The sequence below is a fragment of the Pseudomonas sp. BTN1 genome (assembly GCF_001907715.1).
GTDB classification, from domain to species: Bacteria; Pseudomonadota; Gammaproteobacteria; order Pseudomonadales; family Pseudomonadaceae; genus Aquipseudomonas; species Aquipseudomonas paracarnis.
The window spans coordinates 1-21,668 of the sequence record NZ_MPBM01000046.1 but is presented as its reverse complement, the minus strand read 5'-3'; the positions used below and the strand labels follow the sequence as shown (position 1 = coordinate 21,668).

At 57.9% G+C, this 21,668-nt stretch carries 9 protein-coding genes and 3 rRNA genes; 6 read left to right on the top strand and 6 right to left on the bottom strand.

All coding sequences use genetic code 11. The features are described 5' to 3' along the window. Together BMH52_RS29720 and BMH52_RS22865 are read left to right on the top strand one after the other, a co-directional pair. Window positions 1–9,149 (top strand): immunoglobulin-like domain-containing protein (locus tag BMH52_RS29720; protein WP_371915699.1); only part of this gene is annotated, 9,149 nt, incomplete at its 5' end. A gap of 150 nt (window positions 9,150–9,299) precedes the next feature. Next, window positions 9,300–9,638 carry a hypothetical protein gene (locus BMH52_RS22865; protein WP_003187438.1) on the top strand — a complete coding sequence of 113 codons (339 nt, stop codon included), beginning with the start codon at window positions 9,300–9,302 and terminating at the stop codon, window positions 9,636–9,638. 124 nt (window positions 9,639–9,762) lie between these two features. Here the strand turns inward: BMH52_RS22865 and lapD are convergent, their stop codons facing one another. Both lapD and lapG read right to left on the bottom strand, forming a co-directional pair. Beyond that, window positions 9,763–11,709, bottom strand: coding sequence for a cyclic di-GMP receptor LapD (gene lapD, locus BMH52_RS22860; RefSeq protein ID WP_072435770.1), 1,947 nt, complete (start codon window positions 11,707–11,709; stop codon window positions 9,763–9,765). A 14-nt stretch (window positions 11,710–11,723) separates the two neighbouring features. Continuing rightward, window positions 11,724–12,347, bottom strand: a complete 624-nt coding sequence (gene lapG, locus BMH52_RS22855) for a cysteine protease LapG (protein WP_019819857.1) — start codon at window positions 12,345–12,347, stop codon at window positions 11,724–11,726. 319 nt (window positions 12,348–12,666) lie between these two features. On the opposite strand from lapG, the gene BMH52_RS22850 reads away from it, so the two are divergent. The 4 genes from BMH52_RS22850 (at window position 12,667) to BMH52_RS22835 (ending at window position 18,832) form a co-directional block, all read left to right on the top strand. Further along, the gene (locus BMH52_RS22850; RefSeq protein WP_014716363.1) at window positions 12,667–13,377 is read left to right on the top strand and encodes a GntR family transcriptional regulator; all 711 of its coding nucleotides are present in this window, start codon (window positions 12,667–12,669) and stop codon (window positions 13,375–13,377) included. Window positions 13,378–13,755: 378 nt separating this feature from the next. Next, window positions 13,756–14,514, top strand: coding sequence for a DUF3050 domain-containing protein (locus tag BMH52_RS22845; protein ID WP_060766969.1), 759 nt, complete (start codon window positions 13,756–13,758; stop codon window positions 14,512–14,514). Beyond that, window positions 14,511–15,458 carry a diiron oxygenase gene (locus BMH52_RS22840; RefSeq protein ID WP_072435771.1) on the top strand — a complete coding sequence of 316 codons (948 nt, stop codon included), beginning with the start codon at window positions 14,511–14,513 and terminating at the stop codon, window positions 15,456–15,458. Before BMH52_RS22845 ends, BMH52_RS22840 begins: the two co-directional genes overlap by 4 nt. Beyond that, window positions 15,455–18,832: an amino acid adenylation domain-containing protein gene (locus BMH52_RS22835; RefSeq protein WP_073845142.1), complete on the top strand. Its 3,378-nt coding sequence runs from the start codon at window positions 15,455–15,457 to the stop codon at window positions 18,830–18,832. The genes BMH52_RS22840 and BMH52_RS22835 overlap by 4 nt, the downstream gene beginning before the upstream one ends. A gap of 63 nt (window positions 18,833–18,895) precedes the next feature. Here the strand turns inward: BMH52_RS22835 and BMH52_RS22830 are convergent, their stop codons facing one another. From BMH52_RS22830 to BMH52_RS29425, 4 genes are all read right to left on the bottom strand, one after another. Further along, window positions 18,896–20,776, bottom strand: a complete 1,881-nt coding sequence (locus tag BMH52_RS22830; RefSeq protein WP_014716359.1) for a methyl-accepting chemotaxis protein — start codon at window positions 20,774–20,776, stop codon at window positions 18,896–18,898. Window positions 20,777–21,049: 273 nt separating this feature from the next. After that, a 5S ribosomal RNA gene (rrf, locus tag BMH52_RS22825) occupies window positions 21,050–21,165 on the bottom strand. A 109-nt stretch (window positions 21,166–21,274) separates the two neighbouring features. Beyond that, window positions 21,275–21,390, bottom strand: a 5S ribosomal RNA gene (rrf, locus tag BMH52_RS22820). 151 nt (window positions 21,391–21,541) lie between these two features. Further along, window positions 21,542–21,668 (bottom strand): 23S ribosomal RNA (locus BMH52_RS29425); the annotation flags it as partial.

The window sequence follows — 21,668 nt, the reverse complement described above, 5'->3', positions numbered from 1 at the left end:
CCGTGTCTTCCGGCGGCAACTTCGAAAAATTAGAAGTTGCAGGCAACGGCGCAACCACCACGATCAACGACACCATCGACAAGGTTGATGTGGTTCTGACCGCCACCAACACCGTTGGCGAAGGCGGCAACATCGTTTACACCGCCAGCCTTGTGGATAAGAACGGCGCGCCGGTGACCAACATCACCAATCCGTTGACCGTCACCTTGGACAACGGCAAAACCATCACCATTGGCGTGAATCAGTCGAGCGGCACCATCACTACCATCGCGCCGGATGATGTGTACAAAGGCGACCAGACCGTCACCACCGCCATCAAGGGTGTGACCGGCGGCGACCACTTTGAAAATCTGGTGCCGGGTACTACCGCGGTGAACACCACCGTTACGGACACACCGGGCACCGATAACACCACCACGGTTACGCTGACTGCGCCAAGTGCCGTTAACGAAGGTGGTCAGATCACCTACACCGCAACTTTGAGCAACAAGGCCGGCACCGACGTCACCTTGAAGTTGGATAACGGCTCGTCGATCACCATCAAAGCTGGCGAGACCGTCGGTACTGTGACCGTGCCCGCCCCTACTGATGACGTGTTTATCGATAAGAGCACGCAGACCGTTCAGATCACCGAGACCACTGGTGGCAACTTCGAAAAACTGGAAGTCGCAGGTAATGGCGCGACCACCACGATCAACGACACCATCGACAAGGTCGATGTAGTCCTGACCGCGACCACCACCGTTGGCGAAGGCGGCAACATCGTCTACACCGCCAGCCTTGTGGATAAGAACGGCGCACCGGTGACCAACATCACCAACCCGTTGACCGTGACTTTGGATAACGGCCAGACCATCACTATTGGCGTAAACCAGTCGAGCAGTTCTATCACCACCATCGCGCCAGACGATGTCTACAAAGGCGACCAGACCGTCACTACCGCCATCAAAGGCGTGACCGGCGGCGAGCACTTTGAGAATCTGGTTCCAGGTACTACCCCGGTTAATACCACCGTTACGGATACACCAGGCACTGACAACACCACTACGGTGACGCTGACCGCTCCGGCCGAGGCAAACGAAGGTGGGCAGATCACGTACACCGCCACGCTTTCCAACAAAGCGGGCACTGACGTAACACTGAAACTCGACAACGGTTCAAGCATCACCATCAAGGCTGGCGACACCGTTGGCACCGTAACCGTGCCTGCGCCTACCGATGACGTGTTTATCGATAAGAGCACGCAGACCGTCAAGATCACCGACGCTTCCGGCGGCAACTTCGAAAAACTGGAAGTTGCAGGCAGCGGCGCAACGACCACGATCAACGACACCATCGACAAGGTCGATGTAGTCCTGACCGCGACCACCACCGTTGGCGAAGGCGGCAACATCGTTTACACCGCCAGCCTTGTGGATAAGAACGGCGCACCGGTGACCAACATCACCAACCCGTTGACCGTGACTTTGGATAACGGCCAGACCATCACCATTGGCGTAAACCAATCGAGCGGTAGCGTTTCGGTTCTTGCTCCTGATGATGTTTACAAGGGCGATCAGACCGTCACTACTGCTATCAAAGGCGTAACCGGCGGCGAGCACTTTGAAAATCTGGTGCCGGGTACTACGGCGGTGAACACCACCGTTACGGATACCCCAGGCACCGATAACACAACCACGGTTACGCTGACTGCGCCAAGTGCCGTTAACGAAGGCGGCCAGATCACCTACACCGCGACCTTGAGCAACAAAGCCGGTACCGACGTAACGCTGAAACTCGACAACGGTTCAAGCATCACCATCAAGGCTGGCGACACGGTTGGCACCGTAACCGTGCCTGCCCCTACCGATGACGTGTTTATCGATAAGAGCACTCAGACCGTCAAGATCACCGAAACCACTGGCGGCAATTTCGAAAAACTCGAAGTTGCGGGCAACGGTGCGACCACCACGATCAACGACACCATCGACAAGGTCGATGTGGTTCTGACCGCCACCACCACCGTTGGTGAAGGCGGCAACATCGTCTACACCGCTAGCCTTGTGGATAAAAACGGTTCGCCGGTGACTAACATCACCAACCCGCTGACCGTAACCTTGGATAACGGCAAAACCATTACCATTGGTGTGAATCAGTCGAGCGGTAGCGTTTCGGTTATTGCTCCTGATGATGTGTACAAAGGCGATCAGACTGTCACCACCGCGATCAAGGGTGTGACGGGCGGCGAGCATTTTGAAAACCTGGTACCGGGCACTGCGGCGGTAAACACCACCGTCACAGATACCCCCGGCACTGATAACACCACGACGGTCACGCTAACCGCGCCTAGCGCAGTGAACGAAGGTGGTCAAATTACGTACACCGCCACACTTTCCAACAAAGCGGGCACTGACGTTACGTTGAAGTTGGACAACGGTTCTTCGATCACTATCAAAGCTGGCGAGACCGTCGGTACTGTGACCGTGCCCGCCCCTACTGATGACGTGTTCATCGACAAGAGCACTCAGACCGTCAAGATCACCGACGCTTCCGGCGGCAACTTCGAAAAACTCGAAGTTGCAGGCAATGGCGCAACGACCACGATCAACGACACTATCGACAAAGTTGATGTGGTCCTGACCGCCACTACCACCGTCGGCGAAGGCGGCAACATCGTTTACACCGCCAGCCTTGTGGATAAGAACGGCGCACCGGTGACCAACATCACCAACCCGTTGACCGTGACTTTGGATAACGGCCAGACCATCACCATTGGCGTAAACCAATCGAGCGGTAGCGTTTCGGTTCTTGCTCCTGATGATGTTTACAAGGGCGATCAGACCGTCACTACTGCTATCAAAGGCGTAACCGGCGGCGAGCACTTTGAAAATCTAGTGCCGGGTACTACGGCGGTGAATACCACCGTCACGGACACACCAGGTACCGACAACACCACCACTGTGACGCTGACAGCGCCTAACGCTGTTAACGAAGGTGGACAGATTACGTACACCGCCACGCTCTCCAACAAAGCTGGCACTGATGTAACGCTGAAGTTGGATAACGGTTCGTCGATCACCATCAAGGCTGGCGACACTGTTGGCACTGTGACCGTGCCTGCGCCTACCGATGACGTGTTCATCGATAAGAGCACTCAGACCGTCAAGATCACTGACGCTTCCGGCGGCAACTTCGAAAAATTAGAAGTTGCAGGCAACGGCGCAACCACCACGATCAACGACACCATCGACAAGGTTGATGTGGTTCTGACCGCCACCAACACCGTCGGCGAAGGCGGCAACATCGTCTACACCGCCAGCCTTGTGGATAAAAACGGCGCAGCGGTGACCAACATCACCAATCCGCTAACCGTCACCTTGGACAATGGCAAAACCATCACCATCGGTGTGAATCAGTCGAGCGGTTCCATCACCGCCGTAGCGCCAAACGACGTCTACAAAGGCGACCAAACCGTCACCACCGCCATCAAAGGCGTGACCGGCGGCGAGCATTTCGAGAATCTGGTCCCTGGCACTACCGCGGTGAACACCACCGTTACGGACACACCGGGCACCGATAACACCACCACCGTGACGCTGACTGCGCCAAGTGCCGTTAACGAAGGTGGTCAGATCACCTACACCGCAACTTTGAGCAACAAGGCCGGCACCGACGTCACCTTGAAGTTGGATAACGGCTCGTCGATCACCATCAAAGCTGGCGAGACCGTCGGTACTGTGACCGTGCCCGCCCCTACCGATGATGTGTTTATCGATAAGAGCACTCAGACCGTCAAGATCACCGAAACCACTGGCGGCAACTTCGAAAAACTGGAAGTCGCAGGCAGCGGCGCGACCACTACGATCAACGACACCATCGACAAAGTTGATGTTGTCCTGACCGCCACCACCACCGTCGGCGAAGGCGGCAACATCGTCTACACCGCCAGCCTTGTGGATAAAAACGGCGCAGCGGTGACCAACATCACCAATCCGCTAACCGTCACCTTGGACAATGGCAAAACCATCACCATCGGAGTGAATCAGTCGAGCGGTTCCATCACCACCGTAGCGCCAAACGACGTCTACAAAGGCGACCAAACCGTCACCACCGCCATCAAAGGCGTGACCGGCGGCGAGCATTTCGAGAATCTGGTCCCTGGCACTACCGCGGTGAACACCACCGTTACGGACACACCGGGTACCGATAACACCACCACCGTGACGCTGACAGCGCCAAGTGCCGTTAACGAAGGTGGCCAGATCACCTACACCGCGACCTTGAGTAATAAGGCCGGCACCGACGTCACGCTGAAACTCGACAACGGTTCAAGCATCACCATCAAGGCCGGTGAAACCGTCGGCACCGTGACCGTGCCTGCGCCTACCGATGACGTGTTTATCGATAAGAGCACCCAGACCGTCAAGATCACCGAAACCACTGGCGGCAATTTCGAAAAACTCGAAGTTGCAGGCAATGGCGCCACCACCACGATCAACGACACCATCGATAAAGTCGATGTGGTTCTGACCGCCACCACCACCGTCGGCGAAGGCGGCAACATCGTTTACACCGCCAGCCTTGTGGATAAAAACGGCGCACCGGTGACTAACATCACCAATCCGCTGACCGTCACCTTGGACAATGGCAAGACCATCACCATCGGCGTGAATCAGTCGAGCGGCTCCATCACCACCCTTGCGCCAAACGACGTCTACAAAGGCGACCAAACCGTCACCACCGCCATCAAAGGCGTGACTGGCGGCGAGCACTTCGAGAACCTGGTGCCGGGCACGACGGCGGTGAACACCACCGTCACCGACACACCGGGCACCACCGACCTGACCACCGTCACCCTGACCGCCCCAACCGCGGTCAACGAAGGCGGCCAGATCACCTACACCGCCACCTTGAGCAACAAGGCCGGCAGTGACATGGTGGTGCAGCTCGACAACGGTTCGAGCATCACCATCAAGCAAGGTGAGACCGTGGGCACAGTGACCGTCCCGGCGCCTACCGATGACGTGTTCATCGACAAGAGCACCCAGACCGTCAAGATCACCGGCACCACCGGCGGCAATTTCGAGGGTGTGACCATCACACCTGCGGGCGCCACCACCACCATCAACGACACCATCGATGACGTGACCGTGGTACTCAAGGCCACTGGCTCGGTCAGCGAGGGCGGGCAGATCGTCTACACCGCGTCCCTGGTCGACAAAAACGGCGCGGCCGTGAACAACGTGGGCTCCGACCTGGTGGTAAGGCTGGATAACGGCTCGACCATCACCATTGGCAGCGGCAAGTCCACCAGCTTCACGACGGCTACCGCACCGAACGATGCCTATGTCGGCGCCAATGATGTCAGCGCCAAGATCACCGGCGTGGTCAGCGGTGGCGACAAGTACGAGCATCTGATTGTTGATGGCAGCCCCGCAGTCACCAAGGTCACGGATGTAGTGACTGATACCAAAATCAGCATTACGGGCGACGGTTCGGTCACTGAAGGTGGCACCGCCCACTACACCCTGACCTTGACCAACCCGCCGCAAACCGACGTAACCGTGACGCTCAAATACAGCGGCACCGCCACTGACGGTTCGGACTTCACTGGCGTGTATACCGTGAAGATCCCGGCAGGCTCCAGCAGCGTGCCGTTTGATATCCGCACGCTCGACGACAAGATCACCGAGCCTACGGAACAGATCGTTATCACCATCGACAAGGTCACCGGGGGCAACTTCGAGAACCTGGTGATCGACAAAGGCACCGTCACCACCAATATCCTCGACAACGATGCGCCGCCGGTGCTCGACCTGGATGCCAACAACTCCAGCGGCGCCACGGGTGCTGATTACAAGACGACGTTTACCGAGGGTACCGCCGGGCCGGGCGTGTCGATCGCCGACACGGACATCAAGATCACTGACCCAGACAGCACACTGCTGACGGGCGCGACGGTCACGCTGACCAACGCACAGGCCGGTGATGCCCTCAATCTGGGCAATAGCGTGAATGGCATCAGCGTCAGCACCAACAACCAGACGGGCACTATTACCCTGACGTTGTCCGGCAGTGCGACGCTGGCTGACTACATGCAGCGTATCCAGAACATCACGTTCACCAACAACAGCCACGACCCGAGCACCACGCCCCGCACCATCACCGTGACGGTGACCGATGGCGGCAACTACTCCAACGTGGCCACCACCACCGTCAACGTGGTAGCGGTCAACGATGCACCAGTGGCCACTGGCGGTACCGTGACCGGTACGGAAGACACCGCGCTGGCCCTGACCTGGGCCAACTTCGGCGTGAGCGATGTGGACTCGCCACAAGCCAGCCTCGGGGTGAAAATCACCGAGCTGCCGGTAGCCGGCAAGCTGCAATACCTGGCGGCGGACGGCACCACCTGGACCAACGTGAGCAGCGGCCAGACCTTCACCAAGGCCCAGATCGACGGCGGCCAGTTGCGCTTCATGCCTAACGCCAACGAATCCGGCGCCGATGGTTACGGCGGCACCGGTGTAGGCAACAAGCAAGCGGATTACGCGCAGTTCAAGTTCCAGCCAACCGATGGCAAGGACCTGGGCACCAGCGCCACGGTGAAAGTGGATATCACCCCAGTGGCCGACGCACCGACCCTCAGCGTGGCGGACAACAACGTTGCCTCGACCGGGCTGGTCAAACAGGGCTGGAACAACATCGCCGGCCTTGGAAACAACGGCAATGGCGCTGCGCCAGACGTACTGAAAAAAGCCATCGACAACGCGGGCACCCCCAACAACACCTCCGTGGTGACCAACGTCGAGTCCGTCGACAACGTCACCGCCGGTTCTGGTTCCAAGATCTCCGGCCTGATCTACATGGAAGCGGGCAAGAGCTACACCTTCAGCGGTATCGCCGATGACAGCGTGGTGGTCAACGTTGGCGGTAAAGATGTTGCCAGCGGTTTGTGGGGCACCAACAGCGGCAAGTTCAGCGGCTCGTTCACGCCAACCACCACCGGTTACTACAGCCTTGAGATCTACCAGGCCAACCAGGCGGGCCCAGGCAGCTTCGACGTTAACCTGTCGATCAACGGCGGGGCGGTGCAGAACCTGAGCACCAGCACCGTGCCGTTGTACACCGGCCTTACCGACCTGACCAACGCCGGCGTCACCGTATCCGACCTGCATGGCAGCAACGGTGACGGTTACTACGTGGGCTACAAGCTCAACGAAGGCCAGGAGAACGGGACGGTCAAACTGTCCAAGGTCACCACCGCGCTGACCGACACCGACGGCTCCGAAACCCTGAGCGTGAAGATCAGCGGCATTCCGGCAGGCTCGGTGCTTACCGACGCATCGGGGCACACCTTTACTGCGGGTAAAACCGTGGGCGAAGTGAATGTCACCGGCTGGGACCTGAACACGCTGAGCATCAAGCCGCCGACCTACTACAGCGGCCAGTTCAACCTGACAGTCACCTCGACTTCCACCGAGAGCATCGGCGGTTCAGCGACCACCACCGCGCAATTGCCCGTCACGGTGCATCCGGCGACCTACAATTCGGTCACCGGCACCTCGGGCAGCGACACCATCAATGGCAGCGATGGCAACGACATCGTCGTGGCCGACATCGCCGGCCTGAACGTGGTGCAGGGCAAGAACTACAACATCGCGTTCATGATCGATACATCGGGCAGTATGGGTGCGGACTCGATAGCAGCGGCAAAAACCTCGCTGACTACCACGTTCAACTCGCTGAAAAACAGTATCGGCGCCAGCACCTCCGGCACTGTGAATATCTTCCTGGCGGATTTCAGCGACCAGGTCAATCGCACGGTGACAGTCAACCTGAAAGACCCAGGTGCATTGGACTCGCTGCAGAAAGTCCTGGACTCCATGGTGTCTACCGGCGGGACCAACTACGAAGACGTGTTCAAGGCCGCGTCCAACTTCTTCAAAAGTGCCCAGGCGACTGGCAACACTGGCGCTATTAATACAACGTACTTCATCACCGATGGTCAGCCGACGTTTTACCAAGCGTCCGAGCAGACCAACCCGTACTTGTACGGCAACGTCAGGCTCGATGATGTCGTCACCATGAACAACTACACCATAGGTACCGCCACCCGGATCAACATCGATTCGAATAACTACCTTGATATCAACTCTGCCGGCAAGGTGACCCTCTGGTCTTACGGCTGGGGATACAACAAGGGAATCATCCACGCCCAAGGGGATGGCACCTATGAAATATCGGTGCAAGGCGGCCTCGGATACGATACCGACTACTCCACCACCCTCAACTCCAACAGCGCGTTCGCACTGCTTAAAGGTCTGTCCACAGGTGGCGTAGAAGCCATCGGCCTCAATAGTGGGGTCAGCTTGAATCAGCTGGCACCGTACGACAGCGATGGCAAGCCACAGGCCAACATCGATCCGAAGGACCTCGCCAACGCTATCCTCGGCCACACCGAGGCGACGTTGCCGGGCGCGGACACCGTCAGCGGTGGCGACGGCAACGACATCCTGTTCGGCGACCTGGTGAGTTTCAGCGGGATCAATGGCGAGGGTTACAACGCACTGCAGGCCTTTGTCGCGCAGAAAACCGGCGTGGCTGTCTCTGCGGTGACCGCCTCTAACGTTCACCAGTACGTCACCGAACACTATGTGGACTTCGACGTCTCCGGCGCCAAGGATGCCAACGACACGCTGTTGGGCGGCGCTGGCGACGACATCTTGTTCGGCCAAGGCGGCAACGACACACTCGATGGCGGCAAAGGCAATGACATCCTGCTGGGTGGCACCGGCAACGACACGCTGATCGGCGGCCAGGGCAACGACATCCTGATCGGTGGCTCGGGTGCCGACACCTTTGTGTGGAAGTCTGGCGACATCGGCAACGATGTGATCAAGGACTTCAAGGCCTCGGAAGGCGACCGCATTGATCTGCGTGATTTGTTGAAAGGTGAAACCGACAGTACCATCGACAACTACCTCAAGATCACCACGGTAGACGGCGTGTCGACCCTGCAAGTGAGCAGTGAAGGCAAGCTCAACGCCGCCGGTGGCCTGGCCAATGCCGATGTGACGATCAAGCTGGAAGGCAACGACTGGTCCCACACCAGCATCAACTCGCTGATCAGTGGTGCCGACCCGACCATCAAGATCGACCACACTTAAGACACGATTAATCGGCCGCCCTTGCAGGCGGCCGTTTTTTTGGCCTGCGAGTCGCTGGCCCTGGCGGACGGTGCATCGCATACTCACGCCCATACACGCAGCGTTGACCTATGCTGTTGAACGCCTGTGGCGCATTTTCGAGGGGTTGTTATGTTTTACGTGCAACGTGATGCACAGGGCGCGCTGGTTCGCGTAGAGGCTGCTGCCTTTACCGAATCCACTGAAACCCTGCCGGCCGATCACCATGAGATACAGGCCTGGTACGCCAACGAAGTGGTGGAAACCAGCCTGGCCCAGCTCAAGCAGAGCGACTTGGAGATGATCCGGGTGCTGGATGACTTGATCCAGGTGCTGACCCGCAAAGGGGTGATCAGCGTGACCGACCTGCCGCCGGCAGCCCAGGCCAAGTTGATGGACCGTAACCAGGCGCGGGAAGCGTTGGGTGGGTTGAGCCAGTTGATCGATGATGACGAGAAAGGATTGATTTAATCCAGCCGCTCCTACCCCTGTAGGAGCGAGCTTGCTCGCGAAAAAACTGAAATCGCCACGGGGTGTCAGGCTTCGCGCGTTATGGTTGGAGATCTTCGCGAGCAAGCTCGCTCCTACAGGTAAATTATTTCCAGGGCGCGGGCTCGCCAAACAGTTGGCCCTGCACTCCGAAAATCCCCATCTCACGAATCACCTTCAGTTCGCCCTCGGTCTCTACACGCTCGGCAATCAGCGGCAGGTCAATGCTATGGGCCGCTCGCTGAATAGCTTCGATAAACAGGCGCTTGTCACTTTCCTGGTCGATGGCGCGAATGTAGCTGCCGTCGATCTTCAGGTACGCCAGGCCCAGGCGCGCCAGGTTCCCGATCATGCTGAACCGCCCACCGAAACGTTGCAGGCTGAGGGAGAAACCCAGCTCGCGCAGGCGCTGGGTCATCTGTTCCAGCACGGGCTGCTCAGGCAGTTGCTCTTCACCGATCTCCAGGGTAAGGCGCGGGCCCAGGTTGCTGTGCTGACGTAGCAGGTCATAAATACGGTTCAGAGCCTGGGTGTCCTGCAAGGTCGCGGCTGAGAGGTTCAGCGCCAGGTTCTCGGTGTGGCTGCTCATCTGCTTGAGCACCTGCTCCAGCATCAGGCGGTCCAGGCGGGCCGACCAACCGAAGCGCTCAAGCCACGGCAGGAAGCGTCCGGCCGGTATGGTGTGGCCGCCCTCGTCCTGCAAGCGCGACAGCACTTTGTAATGCAGGACCAACTGTGGGTCCTGGCTGGCCACCACCGGCTGGAAGTACAACTGGAAGCGCTGCTGGGTCAGGGCCTGGTCCAACAAGGTGTGCCAGGCATGGTGATCGTCACCGACGCTGGCGGCGGCGCTGCGGTCCAGGCATACCCAACTGGTGTCGCCCTGCGCTTGGGCCTGGGCCAGGGCCTGGTCGGCCAGGGTCAGCAGGGCTTGGGGTGCGTCGCCATGGCTGAACGGCGCCAGGCCGATATAGGCAACCGGTGTAACGTCGCTGGCGCCGGTCGCTTGCAGGCTGAGCAAGGTGCTCTCGAGGTTTTGCGCCAGTTGCACCGCTTCTTCACGCATCAACCCCGGTGCCAGCACGGCGAACTCACCGCCACGAATACGGGTGACGAGGTTATGGGTTTCCGGATACGGCGCGCACTGGCGCAGCAGTTGTTGGCCAACCGCTTGCAGCAACTGGTCGGTGCGCTGGCCACCCAGGCGCTGGTTGAGGCCGGCCAGGTCCTTGACCCGCAGCAACAGCAGGTAGCCGGAGTTGGTCTCTTCCGGGTTACTGACGCGGGCGTTGAGCTGCATCTCGAAATAACGGCGGTTGGCGAGGCCGGTGAGGTTGTCCTGATAGGATTCGGTGCGCAGTTTTTCGCTACGCTCGGCCTGTTCCTGGAACAGCGCCTTGAGCTTTTCCACCATCTGGTTCATGGCCTGTACCACGCGCCGCAGCTCTGGCGTGCGGGGCAAGTCAGGCAGGCTGAGGAACTCGCGGCGGGCAATGGCGTGGGACTGTTTGACCATATAGTCCAACGGCTTCAATTGCCGGCGCAGCAACAGCCCACCGAGCACCACGCTGACCGCGCCGCACAAGAGCAACCAGCCCAGGCTACCCAGGGCGCTTTGCCAGAGCTTGGCCAGGGCGAACATCGGATGGCTGACCACTTCTACCCGTGCGGCCTGTTCCCAGCCACGGCTGACCAGCGCATCACCACCGGCCGGCTCCAGGCCGATCAGCTTGACGAACCAGTTGGGCACGCCGTTGTTGTCAGGAATACCGCTGCGCTCGACGATGGTTTTGTCGGTGGCCAGGTCCACGACGCGGATGCTGGCGTAGTAACCGCTGTCGAAGATCGAGCTGACCAACAGCTCCACCATGGCTGGGTCATCGATATTCGGGGTCAGCGACAGCGCCAATGCCGTCGCCGCATCCTGGGCGTGGGAGCGCAATTGGTTGACGTATTGGGTGCGCGAGCTTTCCAGGCTGACCATGAAGCTGCCGCTGAAGGCGACCACCAGGAACAGACAGATTGCGATCAATAGCTGTTTGAACAGAGACATCCGATCAGTTACTCCTAGTTGGCAGGCTCGGCTGGGAAGCCTTCCGCACGCATTTTTCTCAACACATCCTGCCAGCGCGACAAGCGTTTGGTATCACCGACTTTCTTGTTGCCCTTGGCACCGGGCAAGTACAGCCCCTCGGCGTTGAATGAGTACACCGGGACCAGATCGGTGCGACGGGTGGCCGGCAGGATCTCATCCATCAGGCTGTCGAGCACCAGTGGGACAGCGTCTGGGGTCGAATAATAGGTCAGGACCATGTGCGCCCGATTCTGCCGCAAGGCCTTGACGTAGGTAATGCGCAATTTGTCGCTGGACACCCCCAGGTGACGCAAACTGAAATACTTTGCGATGGCGTAGTCTTCGCAGTCACCGGCGCCTTTCCAGAGTGCTTCGACGGGTGTCTCCCAATAATCGACAACGTGCCAGAGATCGATGTCTTCCACGTAGGTCATTTGCTTGTTGAAGAACAAATTGACGACCTTGAGCTGGTCCTGCTCGCTGACCTGTTTTTCGCTCGCCAATAGCCGCTGCCAGGCGTCGATACGTTGCTGGCCTTGCCCCAACGGGCCGTAGACGGCGGTGGCCTTGCGGCTGATCTGCGAGAAATCCCAATCGGCACGCAGCCCGCCGAGCATCAGGCCAGCCAGTAAAATTGCTGATAAAAGCCAGCACAGCAGTCGATAGGGAATAAAACTTACCGCCAAAGTGTTCAGTCCATGAAAGAGACGGAATTTCAAGGAATGGTGAAGCCTGGCCCTACAAAAAACAATGGCACAGTGCAATCATCATAGTAGGCGGTGATTTTATAACCGCCTACTGTGAGAGACACAAAGTATGCTGTGTAAGCCCTTACAAACGGAAACTCTGGCTGTTTGACAAGCGCCTGGCCCATCTTTAGTGTTCTTTGGATCCAATTAGCCAACCTATTATTCAAGAAAGGAGGATAGCGCAACCGTGACGCAGAAGCCGAACCCATTAAGCAGCATCAAAATCAGCGGGCCTATTCCCGCCCATCTTGCGCGCTCCGTTATTGAAGAAACCTTGCGTAATGCCATCCTCGATGGGCGATTGCCCTGTGGCACCGCCATGCGCCAGCAAGAACTGGCCAGCCTGTTCGGCGTCAGCCGCATGCCCGTGCGCGAAGCTTTGCGCCAGCTGGAGGCGCAATCCTTGCTGCATGTGGTGACTCACAAGGGTGCCGTCGTTGCCCCCTTGATCGAGGACAATTCGGCAGAGACCTATGCCTTGCGCATGTTGCTGGAGTCCGAAGCCTTGCGCCTGTCGATTCCGCTGCTCACCGACGCGGACCTTGCTCAAGCCGAGGCTTGTATCAATTCGCTGGAAAGCGAAAAAGACTACACCGAGATTGGTCGCCTCAATCGCCTGTTTCACATGGTGCTATATGGCAAGGCGCCCAACCAGCGACTGCTCACCCTGGTCGAGCACGGGTTGAATGAGGAGGAACGCTTCCTGCGCTTCAACCTTGAGGCGATGGGGCTGGGCGAGACCTCCCAGGAAGATCACCGCGAACTGCTGAGCCTGGTGGCGCAGAAGAAGGTCGAGGAGAGCATCCTGACGTTGCGTAACCACTTGATGCGAGGCATGGAGGTGATCGCCACCTACCTCAGCAGCCTTGAGAGCGCCGACAAAAAAGCCGTGCAGTAAGTTTTTTTGCTTTTGCCCTTAATCCTCAGGTGATGGAGCAGCTTCCCTATCAGGGTTGTTGCTCCATCAGAAATATTTAAAAAAATAACTATAGAACAATTAACGCCGACTTAGTGTACGGAAAAATCCCACCTATAGCCGGGCAATTTACCGCACATATAAACATCGGCAAAGTCCTTTAATACATTTGCATACCGGTTCAAACATTCAATCAGCTTATTATCTTCGCTCAGCAAGCCACGCCTTCCCATACCGCTGCGGCCGCCTATTTAAATGGTAGCGCCGTGCGCGTGAACGCGATCAAGTTACTCTTGCACCCACAACTATAACAGTCCAACACTGCTTTTAAAGCACTCGCAACAACTATAGGCGTCAACCATGCATCACTATTTACTTGAGCAAAAAAAACAAAAACTGTTCGACCACCCGTTATTTATAGAAATAACCACCGTTGGCAAGTTACAACACTTTATGGAACACCATGTATTTGCTGTCTGGGACTTCATGAGCCTGACCAAACGCCTGCAACAGGACCTCACGTGCACGCAGTTACCCTGGCTCCCCTGCGCTGCCCCCCGCGCTGCCCGCCTGATCAATGAAATCGTGCTGGCTGAAGAGTCTGACGAACACCCGACACGGGGCTATTGCAGCCACTTCGAGCTGTACCTTGACGCGATGACGGAAGTGGGCGCCAGCACCGTCGCAATCACTCGCTTCATCGACCTGCAAAGCCAGGGAGTGGAGGTAAGCGCAGCCTTGCAAATGAGCGATGCTCCCCTGGGCGTGGCCCGCTTCGTCGACAGCACCTTACAAATCGCCTTGAGCGCCCCGACCCACTGTGTGGCGGCGGCGTTCCTGCATGGCCGCGAGAGTGTGATTCCGTCAATGTTCAAGGGGCTTTTGCATAGCCATGCGTTCATAGGTCGGCAGGCCCCTACGTTATGTTACTACCTCAACCGCCATATCGAATTGGACGGCGATGACCACGGCCCTGCGGCGCAACAGTTGCTAACGCACCTGATCGACGCCGACCCCAGTCGTCAGCAACAAGCCGATAGCGCCGCCCTGGGCGCCGTGGAAAGTCGTATTACCCTCTGGGACGACGTGCTGGCCTCGATGCAAGAGGTACGTCCGTGAACGCCGTCAGCTACCAATCCTTTGCCGATGACTGGGAACGTCGCGCAACCATCCGCACACGCCCCCGGCGGATGTTGGAAGACGACGACAAACTCATCTTCCCCCTGTGCCGCCAGCCTCTGGTGCTGAGTGCAACCTTTCTCAAGCACTGCCCGCAATGGCGCAACTTCGTGCTGGTGCAAAGCTTCTACAAATTCATCAATGACGTGGTGATTTTCGAAACCGAGATCGTCGACAAAACCGCGCGCAGCATTGCTAAAAATCGCTTCTCCCTGCCCTTCCCGCTCGCCTGCCGTTACGACGCGATGACGGTCGTTGTCGACGAGGATTACCACGCGCTGGTAGCCCTGGATTTCCTTCAGCAAGCCGTGGCAATGACCGGGATTCAACCGCTCGATCTACCCGGGCAAATTGAACTGAGCCGCGCGCTTCCGGCAGCCCAGGCGCAGGTACCGACATATTTGCACGATGCCGTTGAGCTGATCGGCGTCGCCATCGCCGAGAACACCGTCACCCATGACGTCGCAGCGTTTTCCAAAGACGCCAGCGTCAAATCCTCTGTCCGCGGCCTGATGGCCGATCATCTGTTTGATGAAGGGCGGCATGCGCGGTTCTGGACACAGTTGGTGCGCCTCTACTGGCAGTCGGCAAGCTCGCAAGATCGCGACCACATTGCTCAAGCCCTGCCCGTATTCCTGACGCACTACCTGACCAACGAGCTACAAAAAGACTTCGATCTGCAACTGATCGAACACTTGACGATCAGTGCCCACACTCGCGTGGTACTGCGCGACGAAATCCGGGCGCTGGATTTTCCCATCACCCACCAACATCCGCTGGTGGCCAATATCATGGGCTTTCTGCACCACAGCGGCGTACTGCAAACCCCCAGCGTGGCACGAGCCCTGCACGACTATCTGCCCGTATCGATGAGGTTGGCATGAGGCGCTTGCAGATCGAGTGGCGTGGTACCACTAACGCTCTGGCGGCGCTCAAGCAGGAGCTGGAGCAGTATGGGCATGTGGCAGGAGCGGGGTCTGTGGATCTGGTTATTGAAGACGGGAGTCAGCCGCTGCCGCCCTCGCCCGCCAGTGCGCCATGGTTAAGCTTGCGCGTGGGTATCGGCCCGCTCTGCGAACACGGGCTGCCCTCATTGCAGTTGCGCTGCTATGACCGGGAGCGGCGCCTGCTGACGGTGCACGACGTTGCCCAGGAACCCAGCGGCAATGGGCAGCGGTTGCGTCAGCAGGCAACGAATGCAGTGGTGGAGTGGGCTGCTTTGTTGGTCTGCGGTTTTTCAAGAGACCCCGCCTACTTCTCGGCAACGGCCGCTGCTAACGCCTGGCCTGAACAGGGCCTGCAGGAGTTGGATGCCTTGGCTTTCATGCACCGGTTCAACCACACGGCGGACCCTGCCTTGTTGCAAGCGGCCCGAACGCCCATGATCGAACGGCTGCAGGCCAGCCTCAATACCTTCGCACATCGAACAGTGCTGAACATCGCCGGTCATGCGCTGACTTATCGGCAGCTCCAGCAACAAGCCATGGCTATTCAACAACGCCTGCTTCCCTTGCTGGAGGATGCCGAGGCTCCACAAGTGGTCGGCGTATGCCTGGAGAAATCCGCCGAGTTGTACGCCAGCATTCTCGCGGTGCTTGGCTGTGGCGCCGTGTATTTGCCGCTGGTGCCTGACCACCCGGAGCAACGCCAGCACTGCATGCTGACCAGCCTCAAGGCCTGTGTGCTGCTGGAGAATGGCCAGCACCCATTGCGAGAGCGTTTCGTTTCACTTGATGTGAGCCAGGTTGCCGCGCACAGCGCCGACATGACGCAACCGCTGATGCACCGTCATCCCCGTGCCGACGAGCCGTGCGTGGCACTGTTCACCTCGGGTACGACGGGCCAGCCCAAGGGGGTACTGCTGAGCCAATGCAACCTGGCGCATTTCACGGCCTGGCTCGTCAGTTGCGTGGCGTTGGATCAACACAGTCGCGTCCTGCAGTTTTCGCCACTGGGCTTCGATTCTTCACTGATCGATATTTTCCCTGCATTGATCGTTGGCGCCGCGTTGATTGTCCCCAGCCCAGACCAACGTCACGACCCTCAGCAACTGGTAGAGCTGATTCGCAAGCAACGCGTCACTCATGGGTTTGTGCCACCGGCACTGCTCAGCATCCTGCCGCTGGATCAGCCATTGGGCATGACTCATTTACTGACCGGAGGTGATTTCTGCGAGCCCTGCGTGATCGAACAACTGGCCGGTCAATGCCAGCTGCATAACCTCTATGGGCCGACCGAGGCCACTGTGTTGGCGACCCATCGGGTATTCCAACGAGGTGACAGCCATCGCAATATCGGCCTCCCCATCGCTAACAGCCAGGTGCTGATTCTCGACGAGAACCTGCAGCCCGTGGATGAACAGGTAATGGGCGACTTGTACATTGTCGGTCCCGGAGTAAGCCTGGGTTATTCAAATACACCATCGCGGCCCGACAATCCGTTCGTGGCGCTGACACTGCCAAATGCCCAAGTGCTACAGGCTTATCGCAGCGGCGACTTGGCAAAATGGACGCAAGAGGGCATCGAGCTGGGCGGCCGCAGGGATGAGCAAGTCAAGATCCGCGGGTTTCGAGTTCAGCCTCAGGATATTGAACAGTGCTTGCGCGATAGTCGCTTGTTTCGCCAAGTGGCAGTGGTGATCGATACGGCACACAGAGTCATCGGATTTGCCGCCCAGCCGGAATCTGGCGCCACGCTGGCAAGCCTGAAGGAACATGCTCGGCAGTGGTTGCCCGTGCATATGCAGCCCAGCGCTTGGAGCGAACTGGCATGCATGCCCCGTTCGAATAACGGCAAGATCGATCGCAAGGCCTTGTTGGCCATGCCTATACCCATACCCATCGGGAGGGATCGCTGTCGCATACAAGACCCTTTGCAGGCACAACTGGCTGACGTGTGGGGTGAGCTGCTGGGATTACCCGCAGGCGAACTCTCGATTGATGAGAGTTTTTTCAACCTCGGTGGCCACTCCATCCTGTTGTCGACTCTGTTGCTACGCCTGCGCGAGCAGTTTGGCCGCAGCTTCTGCCTGAGCCCCTTTTTTGAGACGCCGACCATTCGCACATTGGCCGCACTCATGGATGGCGGCACGCTGCCGGATAAACCGTCCAACCAGATGGAGCAAGATACGACGCGCGCACTGAAGGTCGAGGTTCTGCCCGACACCCTTGCGGGAGATTCGCGCAAAGCCATCGTTACTGGCGCAAACAGCTTTGTCGGGGTGCATATCGTCCAGGCACTGCTGGCTGGCGGGGCGCAGGACGTGGCGTGCCTGGTGCGTGAGTTGCCCGACCATTCGGCGGCGGCAAGGTTCGCCCAGGCATTACGTGAATACCGCTTGGAACATCTGGACCTGAGCCGAGTACAGGTATACGCCGCCGATATTCGTAAACCTCGCCTGGGCTTGGCCGACGACGTGTACGAGCACCTCGCCCGTCATTACGGCGTGTTGGTGCATAACGCCGCGCAGGTCAATCATGTGATGGATTACGCCTCACTCGCAAAGGACAACGTCGAGCCGGTGCTGGAATGCCTGCGTCTTTGCGAGACCCATTGCAAGAAGGTCCTCAATTTCATCTCGACGCTCTCAGCCTGCAGCAGCGTAGACGTCGACGGGTACGTGCTTGAAGCGCCTGCCCGACGCGCACTGCCGCTCTATGTGAAAAATGGCTACAACCTCTCCAAGTGGGTAGCCGAGCGGCTATTAGGACGGGCAGTTGAGCAAGGGGCCTGGGTCAATATTCATCGGCCGGGAAATATCAGCTTCAACAGCCAGAACGGCGTTTGCCAGCCACAGAAAAACCGCTTGATGTTGATGCTCAAGGGGTCTCTGCAATTAGGGATGGTCCCGCGACTGGACGCCAATTTCGACCTGATGCCGGTGGACTTCCTGGCGCGTTTCATCGCCTTCCACAGCGCTCACTTTGACCCTGGGCGACATGTGTTCAACCTGCACAACCCGCTGCCCTTGAGTTGGGACCAGTACCTCGACGCCTTCAGCGAGGCTGGGCACGTTTTTGACCGAGTCAGCGTTGAACACTGGCAACGGGCGTTGCGCAACGTAAGTCGCGATAACGCACTGTTCGGGGTGCTGGGCTTTTACCTGGACGGACTGGGCGAAGACATCGGTGATACATCGATGATCCGTTACGACAATGCCCGGTGGGGCTTGGAAAAAATGGGGATGTGCTATCCACCCAAGAGCCAGGCGCTGTTACGCAAAGGCTGCGACTACCTGAGCGCTATCAACTTCCTCTGAATAGCACCCTGGACGTGAGGCCAAGCGATCGGAGCGAGAGGCCTCGCTCCGATGCGGTCAGGATCAGATCTTGAAGCTATCGACCAATTGCTTCAGTCGGCTGGCCTGCTGGGACAGCGCATCGCAGTCCTTGAGCGTCTCGTTGAGGTTGGCCACACCCTGCTGGTTCAGCAAGTTGATCTGGTTGATATCGACGTTGAGGGTTTCAACCACTGCGGTCTGCTCTTCGGTGGCGGCCGCGACGGATTGGTTCATGCCGTCGATCTCAACGATACGTTGCGTCACGCTGACCAGACGCTCACCTGCCTGGTTGGCGACTTCGACGCTTTCTTCGCTGGAAGCCTGGCTGGCGTTCATGGTGGTCACAGCTTCACGCGAGCCCACTTGCAGCGAAGTGATCATCTTGTGGATTTCTTCTGCCGACTCCTGGGTACGGTGCGCCAAATTACGCACTTCATCCGCCACCACGGCAAAACCACGCCCGGCTTCACCAGCACGGGCCGCTTCGATCGCCGCGTTGAGGGCGAGCAAGTTGGTTTGTTGGGAAATACCTTTGATCACATCCAGGATGTGCCCGATGTTGTCGGTACTGGCATTAAGGGTCTCGATCTGAGTGCAGGACAGGCTGATCTTCTGCGACAACTCAGACATCGCCTGGATGGTTTGCTCCACCACTTTACGACCATCGTCAGCTTGTTCGCTGGCACCACTGGCGTGCTGGGACGCATCCGCGGCGTTGCGCGCGATTTCCTGGGTGGCAGCCCCTAGTTCGTTGATGGCTGCGGCCACGCTGTTGGTACGCGCGCTCTGTTCGTCAGAACCGATGATCGACGCATTAGATGAAGCCATCACACGCTGGGACAAATCGTGCACCTGGCGCGTTGCCGAAGACACTTCGGAAATCGACGCGTGGATTCGCTCGACGAACTGATTGAATGCGCTGCCGACCTCGCCGAACTCGTCTTTGCTGGTCACGTCCAGACGTCGGGTCAAATCACCTTCGCCTTGGGCAATGTCCTGCATGGCCACGCCCATGGTGGTCAGCGGGCGCAACAGGACTTGAATCAACAGGCTCAGGAGTACCGCAATGGCGACAACGGCAATCAACATCGCAATCAAGGCCGAAGTACGGAACTTGCCCAGCGGGGCATAGGCTTTTTCTTTGTCGATCGAAAGGCCGATGTACCAGTCAGCGCCAGGCAAGCCGCTGATAGGCGTGAAGGAAAGGATGCGATCCTGACCGTTGAGGACAACGTCCTGATTGAGCTTCTCAATGCGCACATGGGTGCCAGGGTAGATGTCCTTGAGGTTCTTCATCACCTGGTCCTGGTCTGGACTGACGATGACCTGGCCATCACCGCTGACCAGGAACGCATGGCCGATACCACCGAAGTCTACCGAGTTGATGATCTTCACCAGTGTCTGCAGGCTCAGGTCACCACCGACAACACCCAATAACTCGCCGTTCTTTTTCACCGGCATGGCAATTGTCACGATCTGACCGCCCACAGCCGCCATATAAGGCGGAGTAAGCATGGTTTTGTCCGCCACTACTGCTTGCTTGTACCAAGGGCGCTGACGAGGGTCATAGTCGTCAGGCATCTTCGCGTCAGGGCGCTGGGTGAATACCCCGTTGGTTTGACCTACATAGGTGAACTGGAAATTGGTGGTGAATGCTGGCTGATCGACCAAACCAGGAAGGTCGGCCGCACTGCCTTGGTGGGCAACGTTCTGCGCCAGATTCTCGAGGACCAGGATGCGACCACTGAGCCAGTTCTGCACACTGCTGGCGGTCAGCTCGCCGGATTGCTGGATGGACGATGTCAGGTTTTGCCTGATGGTACTGCGCTGCAGGTAGTCGTTGTAGAGCGTAAATAGCGCGAAGGCTAAAACCACGACGCCTGACGCGGCCAACAGAATTTTATGACTGAACTTGAGATTCATTTCATCGACTTCTTTTGCCAAAGGGGGGTGAGCGTGCCGAGTGGAACATTCCATGTAACGGGATAGGCGGACTCTGCGGTCGCTCTATTTCGGTGCACGCATGGCTCGTCAGGCTTTCGGCCAAACTTCGACAAATCTTAGAAATTTGTGAGAAGCATCTTCTTTTAGCGTAGGAAACCGACAGGCGGTAGGGATAAGGCAGATTCGCTGTGATGGCTGCCCTAAACGACAAAACCCCTGTCTGCGTTAGCAGACAGGGGTTTTGGAATTCAATCTTGACGATGACCTACTCTCACATGGGGAAACCCCACACTACCATCGGCGATGCATCGTTTCACTGCTGAGTTCGGGATGGGATCAGGTGGTTCCAATGCTCTATGGTCGTCAAGAAATTCTGTGTACCAGACCGTTGTGTTGGCAACGTGCCGGTGAAATTCATGAGCTTCTACATAAACAAAACCCCTGTTTGCGTTAGCAAACAGGGGTTTCGGAATTTAATCTTGACGATGACCTACTCTCACATGGGGAAACCCCACACTACCATCGGCGATGCATCGTTTCACTGCTGAGTTCGGGATGGGATCAGGTGGTTCCAATGCTCTATGGTCGTCAAGAAATTCGGGTACTGAGTCGTGGCCAGTTGGCCTCGCTTCAGCAAATTGGGTATGTGATAGATCGTGGTGTTTTGTGAGCGTCGAACTTTCGGTTCATTGCGTCTTCACACACCGCAATCTGGCCTTTCGACTCAAATTGCTTGGGTGTTATATGGTCAAGCCTCACGGGCAATTAGTATTGGTTAGCTCAACGCCTCACAGCGCTTACACACCCAACCTATCAACGTCGTAGTCTTCGACGGCCCTTCAGGGAACTCAAGGTTGCAGTGAGATGTACA